The 6,100-nt window shown below is 68.0% G+C and carries 1 protein-coding gene; it reads right to left on the bottom strand.

The window, feature by feature from the left end:
- Positions 1 to 49: 49 nt before the first annotated feature.
- Positions 50 to 6,079: an LWXIA domain-containing protein gene (locus tag FUT88_RS04250; protein WP_222614248.1), complete on the bottom strand. Its 6,030-nt coding sequence runs from the start codon at positions 6,077 to 6,079 to the stop codon at positions 50 to 52.
- Between the last annotated feature and the right edge of the window lie 21 nt (positions 6,080 to 6,100).

Consider the following 6,100-nt stretch of genomic DNA (forward strand, 5'->3'; position numbering starts at 1 on the left):
CGTGCCGGGATGCTCAGCATTTCGTGCAGACGCCTCAACGATAAATATTTCACGGCACGATCACGATCGGCTCGTCCGGGTGGATGAGCCCGACATTGCGATGCGCGAACTGCGGGTTGATCTGCAGCAACTGCGCAAGCGCTGCCTCCACCTGCTTCTCGTCCGACATGGCCTGGCGCTGCGCATCGGAAACGTGCGCCTCGTGCAACAGCGGTGTGCGATACCGGTCGGCAATGCCGTTGAGCGTGTCGCCCGGCTGCACCACGTATTCGGAATGCGTGGGGGCAGGTTGCGGCGTGGCCGGTGTGCTCGGAGGCTGGCCGGACGGTGGACTGGTCGAGGGCGCAGTCGGGCCGGCCGATGACGAAGGCGATGCGGACGGCGACACCACCGCCGACGGCGAGACCGATGGCGACGGTGACACCGAAGGCGATGCCGATGCACTCGGTGATGCACTCGGCAACGGCGTGACAGCCGGTGTGCCGGGCGGGCGCTTGTTCTTGTCGTCCTGCATGAACAGCGGCTTGATCAGGTTGAATGCATACGCCGAGAGCGGCAGCAGCGCGATGGCGATCTTGTGCTTGCTCACAAACTCCGACGCATTCGGGAAGTGCGAGCTGAAGCGCGAGAGGCCGAGCGCGCCCGACGACAGCAGCATCGGCACGCCCTTGATGTAGTCGCCGCCCATCATCTGCGCGGCGCCGAGCAGCATGCCGCCGGTGGCGGCGAGCGTATCTGCCGAGATATCGAGCCCGCGCACCGTGCGGCTGCGCTGCTCGATGTCGATGTTGCGCCCGCGTCCGAGCAGCACGCCGGTGGTATACGCGATCGACGCCACTGTGCCGCCCGTAGGCAGTACGTACCAAATGGCCGAATCGTGCGCCAGCGTCCACGCCTTGGTCGCCATCGCATGCGCATACGAGGCGAGGCCCATGCTGTAACCCCCGATGGCGATCTGCCGGCCCCAATAGCCGAGCTTGGTGCGCGGGTGGCCCAGGTGCACCTGCTGCAGCCCGGTGCCGCTGAAGATGGCCTGGATCTGCTTGACCAGGTCGGCCGACACGGCCTGCGTAGCCTCGGTGGCCTGCGTGCGCGTGATTTCCCGATTGCCCAGGCGCTGGTAGATGTTGTGCACGCTCCAGTTGGCTTCGGCCACGAACGTGCGCAGGCGCGTCTCGATGTCGGCCAAGTCAGCCGGCACGGTCTTTTCCGACGTGTGGTCCGGCAGTGCCTTGACGAGCCGGTCGACCATCGTCTGCGTGGCCTCGCTGAAGACGCGCGGGTCTGCCCGCTCGATGGTCGCCATCGTCGCCTGATGCAGCACCTGCGCCGAGCGTCCGACCCGCAGCAGCAGCATGGAGGGGTTGCTCGCCAGCGAAACCGTGTTGGCCCCGGTGCCCGGTATGCCGATCAGCACCGCACCGGCACCCCCTGCCACGGAGGCACCCACGGTCATCACTTCGCGCGCACGCGTGCCGAGCTTGGGCTTGGCGCCTTCCACGCCCAGCGCATTGAGTTCCGCCGATGCCTGTTCCGGCTTGAGCAAGACCTTGCGCGCGGTCTGCGTGGTCTGGACACGCCCCGCGCTCTGAGGCTCGCCGGACGCGTCCACCGACAGGGCCTTCTCGTTTTCCACCATCTGCCTCCAGGTGGGCAGCGGTGTGGCCGGGTCTCGGGCCGACGCCGGCAGTGCCTTGGCGCCCGCGGGGCGCGCGGCCACGCCCATCTCGTCCGTCCATTGCTTGGCAAACTGACTGGCGAGTTCCTCCTTCGGACTCAGGCGCCCCTTAGCGTCCCACAGCGGTTTGGCAAAGGCGATCTCGGTGGCGCGGGCACGATTGACGAGCGCGGTCGTGTTGCCGTTGAAGACGCGGTCGATGATCGCGTTGACCTGGCTGTCCGAGAGGTTGTACTTCTGCCTGCCAAGCCGCGCGATCTCGGCCAGCAGCACCTGGTTCTGCGCGTCGTACTGGCTCTTGGACGGGCGCTCGAACACACGCGTGAGGGCATCGTCGCCATGCAGCCGGCCCTGGGTGGGCGCGCCGTCCTGCTCGAAGCGCAGCACCATGTCGGCGACGGCGGTGTTCAGCCGTTCGTTGGCGATGGCATCGGCACCATTGGTGGCGTACGACACGCCCATGTGCACCCAGGGCAGCGTGGGCCGTTCCAGCACCTGTTCGACGAGCTTGGCGTTGCCGCCGCCCGGCACCGGCTCGAGCACCGTATCCCAGCCATGGAAGCTGACCATCACGTGGGGCGCCGGCGCATCGGCGTGGGTGGCGCCCCACTTCTCCAGCATCGAGAACAGCCGCACGTGGTTGTCGTACGCGTCATTGGTGCGTGCGGTGAAGTGGTTGTTGGTGCCGATCAGCGGCCGCGACGGCGCGAACTCCAGGCGGATGACCACGCCGGTCTGCGACGACAGGTCGAGCCATTTGTCGAGATGCGACTGGTGCAGATCGTCGAGGAACAGCTTCTTCTGGTCGGCGCCGCTGCCGGACTTGATCTGCGCGTTGGCATGGTCGATCGTCGCGTTGTTCACGTCGATCTGCTTGGCGGCGCGCACGAAGCTCGGGTCCTGGCGCTTGCCCACAGCGGCACGCAGCGAATACGGGTCGACCACGAGCGAAATCACCGGCATGGCGCCGCCCGTTTTCTTGATGAACGCAAGCGCCTTGGCGGGGTCGTCGCGCAGGCGATATGCCCGGCCCATCGGCGCCAGCCGCGCCTGGAGAGGGAATTCCGAACGCAGGAATGTGTTGACCATGTGCCGGTCACCTGTGGCCGCTGCCGAGTACCGCTGTGCGATGCGTTTGCCCGCAAAGGGCACGCGGCGCGACACGGTGTTGGCGGCCACGTCGCGGGCCACGCGCAGCTTGAGCTTGATCTTGCGCCAGAGCTGCGCATCGGCCATCACGACCTCGGGCGCGCGGTCCTTGACCGGTTTGAATTCCACATTGCTGGCATAGGGATCGGTCTTCTTTCCGGCCAGCAGTTCGACCTCGTCCAGCGGGCGGGTGAGGTTGCCCAGCTTGGGCGCGTCGGGCGGCAGCGCCACCGTGGTGGTGCTGGAGAGCACCGGCTGGTACACGCCGATCTCCAGTCCGGTGCCGCTGCGCTGCCGTGCCTCGAATTGATCCGGGGGCAGACGCGTGAGCAGGAAGTGGGTGTCCGCGCCAAAGCTGTCGTGACCGATGGCCAGCTCCTTGGCCGGGGTGCCGTTCTGCTGCGCGGCGGCCTTGTTCCAGGTGCCATACCAGGTGAGAGCGTTGCCCTCGGGCTCCAGGCGGCCGATTGGCGTATGGCGGCCCAACTGGCCTGCGTTGTCGGCCGTCTTGTAGACGTAGATGTAGTGCGTGCCCGCTTCGAGCCAGCCTTGCTTGACCAGGTCGCGCAGGTGGACGATGTTCGGTCCGCTGTAGTCGAGCGCGGGGACTTTGGTGTCGGGCAGCATGCGCACTTTGGCGTAGCCCAGAGCCGACGCTTCGAGCGGCGTGCCGGTGGTGACGGGCTCTTCCAGCTTTCGCTGCCGCCATTGCAGAAGCTGGGCGGCCCGCCCGCGCAGGAAGCCGCCGTTGGCCTGACGGTTCAGTGTGGTGGCGGCCTGTGCGACTTCGCCCGGCTTGAAGGCCGGCATGCCGTATTCGGACCGTTTCCAGAGCGTGCGCGGCTTGAGGAAGCCGCCCAGTTCCTTCACCGTCTCGGGCTGCACCGAGCTGACCACGAAACGTACGCCGCGCGGCGCGCTGCGCAGCGTGCGTGCGCCGTGCGTCTGCTGCTTGGCAAAGGCGGCTTCGAGGCTGCGTTCGGGCACGGTGGCCCCGTCCATCGGCGCATCGACGTGGTATGTCCATGTGCCGTCGGTGCCGCGCTTGGCATGGCCCTTCGGGGCACCGCCTTTCTTGTCGATCACGTAGATGATGTCGCTGTCCTTCGCGGCTTCGGTGGCGTCTTTCACGCTCTTGTAGCGCTTGGCGTGCCCAAGCTGCTGGATGTCGGCCACGACCTTGGCGTCGATCTTGTCGGCCGCCGGTGACAGCACGTGCGAACCGTCATCGCCATTGATGCGCGATGGACCGCCCAGGGCCTGCAACCGCTCGTACGACACGGGGCTGATGTAGAAATCGACGCCCTTGCGTGCGGTGTGCATCGCAGAGTTGTCGCCGCGCACGGCGCGCTTGATGATCTTGGGGACCTTGCTGCCGGCCACGGCCTGGGGCGGCGCGAAGGTGCCGTCGTCGCGCAGCTGCGTGGTCGCGACGATGACGGGCGTGCCGTCTGGCTGGGTGCTGCCTTTGAGCGCGATCAAGACCGTATTGCTGCCAGCCTTGCCGGCCAGCACACGCAGCTTGGGCACCTCGGCGCCCGGCACATGCCGCAGCGTGCGCAGGTCTTTCACGTCGAGCCATTCGGCGGCCTGTGCGGCGGCTTTCTGGGCGTTCGACGCCGCTGCCGACGCCGGAGCCGGCATGTGCGGTGTGCCCGGCGCCGCGCCGTTCCAGCGCGAGGCGTAGTACTGCGCGTAGGTCTGGTCCGGCGCGGTGGACGGCCGCAGGCTGCCCATGGTCTGCGCCAGGCGCAAGTGGGCCTCGGGGTTGTTGGCATCCCACTGCGCATAGGCCTGTTCCAGCGGCTGCGGCATCTGCGCGCGGGCGCCGATGTCCACACCGGTTGCGGCCAGTATTTCGTCGCGTACGTTGAATGCGTTGCCCTGGGCACTGGCCTCGCCGGCGAGCAACGTCTGCACGAAGCTGTCCTCGCTGTGGCGTTGCAGGCCCTGCAGATCGAGCTCCGCTTTCACAGCGTGGTCGGCCTCATGGCTCAGCGTGTAGACGAGCGATCCGGCGTCGGCGGCGTTGGCGTCGAGCGTGATGGTCTTGCGCGCGGCATCCATCGCCGAGCCCTGGTTGCGGTGTCCGAGGCGCACCGTCCAGCCGGCGTCGTGCAGCAGGCGCAATTGGCGCGTGAGCGTGTCGGAGGCGCCAATCAGCGCGCGGGCGCTGGGCGGCAGCGGTGCGCCGCCAAACGACATCGTCACGCGGTCGGCCGGCGTGGTCTGGTAGGTGGCATCCTGCGGGCGGTATTGCGTGCCGGTGCCGCTGTAATCTGGGGCACCGGCCGGGCGCGCCACCGGACCGCCGAGGTTGCGCGCCGGGTTGGTGGGGTCGATGCCGATCTCGGCAAAGCGCCGGCCGGTGGCTTTCTGCAGCGCGGCGCTGTAGTCAAACGGTAAGCCGTATTGGGCGGCGGCCTGCTGCGCCAGCACGGTGTCGTGCTGGGCCAAGGAGATCGCGTAGGCGCGGATGCTGCCAAAGCTCTGTTCCGCGCCCGGCGTGCGGCCGATGTCGGAGGCGCCAAACTGCGTGTTGCCGGCGGCAAACCTGTCGATGGCGCTGAGCAGCCGGTTAACCATCGCGGGGGTCGGTTCCGCGGCGGTGGACACGCCGCGCAGCTGTGCCTCCGTCATTGACGGCACGGTGTCGTGGAAGTGCTCCGGATGCTGCTGCTGGTAATGCCGCAGCGCCTCCACAACGCGGTCGACGGCCGCGCGATCGGTGGCATACACGACGATGTTGTCGGCGCGCGGGCCAGCGGCGTCGGGGCCGGACGCCTTGGCCGCATAGATGCCCGGGAAGCGGCCGGGCTGGTCCACCACGCCGCGCACCAGGAAGTCGAGCACGTCCAGCACGTGCGGCGTCTTTGCGTTGACGTAGACGCGCTCGGTGACGGCGTCGGGGTCGACGAGACCGTCCTCGCGCATGAAGTGATAGAACGTGGTGCGCGCGCGGCCTTCCGTCGGCATCGTGCTGTCAACGAAGGCCCCGTCGGCTTGCGACACGGTGTAGGCGCCTTCGGGGCGCTGCTCTGCCAGGGCGATCAGGCGCGGGAAATAGAACTCGCCCGGCATGGTGTCTTCCGGCCCCGTGACGCCGCCCGTGCGGGCGTACAGGCGGTACACGTCCTTGTTGCTCAATGCACCGTGGGCTGCGTCTGCCCCTTCTGCCTGCACGCGGGCCAGCAGCGCCTGCTGCGACTCGAGTGCCGATTCGGCGCCACGCGGCCCCAGCTCGGGCAGCACGCGTTGCGCGGCGTGCTGCCC

The sequence above is a fragment of the Ralstonia sp. TCR112 genome, from assembly GCF_007997035.1.
Lineage (GTDB): Bacteria > Pseudomonadota > Gammaproteobacteria > Burkholderiales > Burkholderiaceae > Ralstonia > Ralstonia edaphi.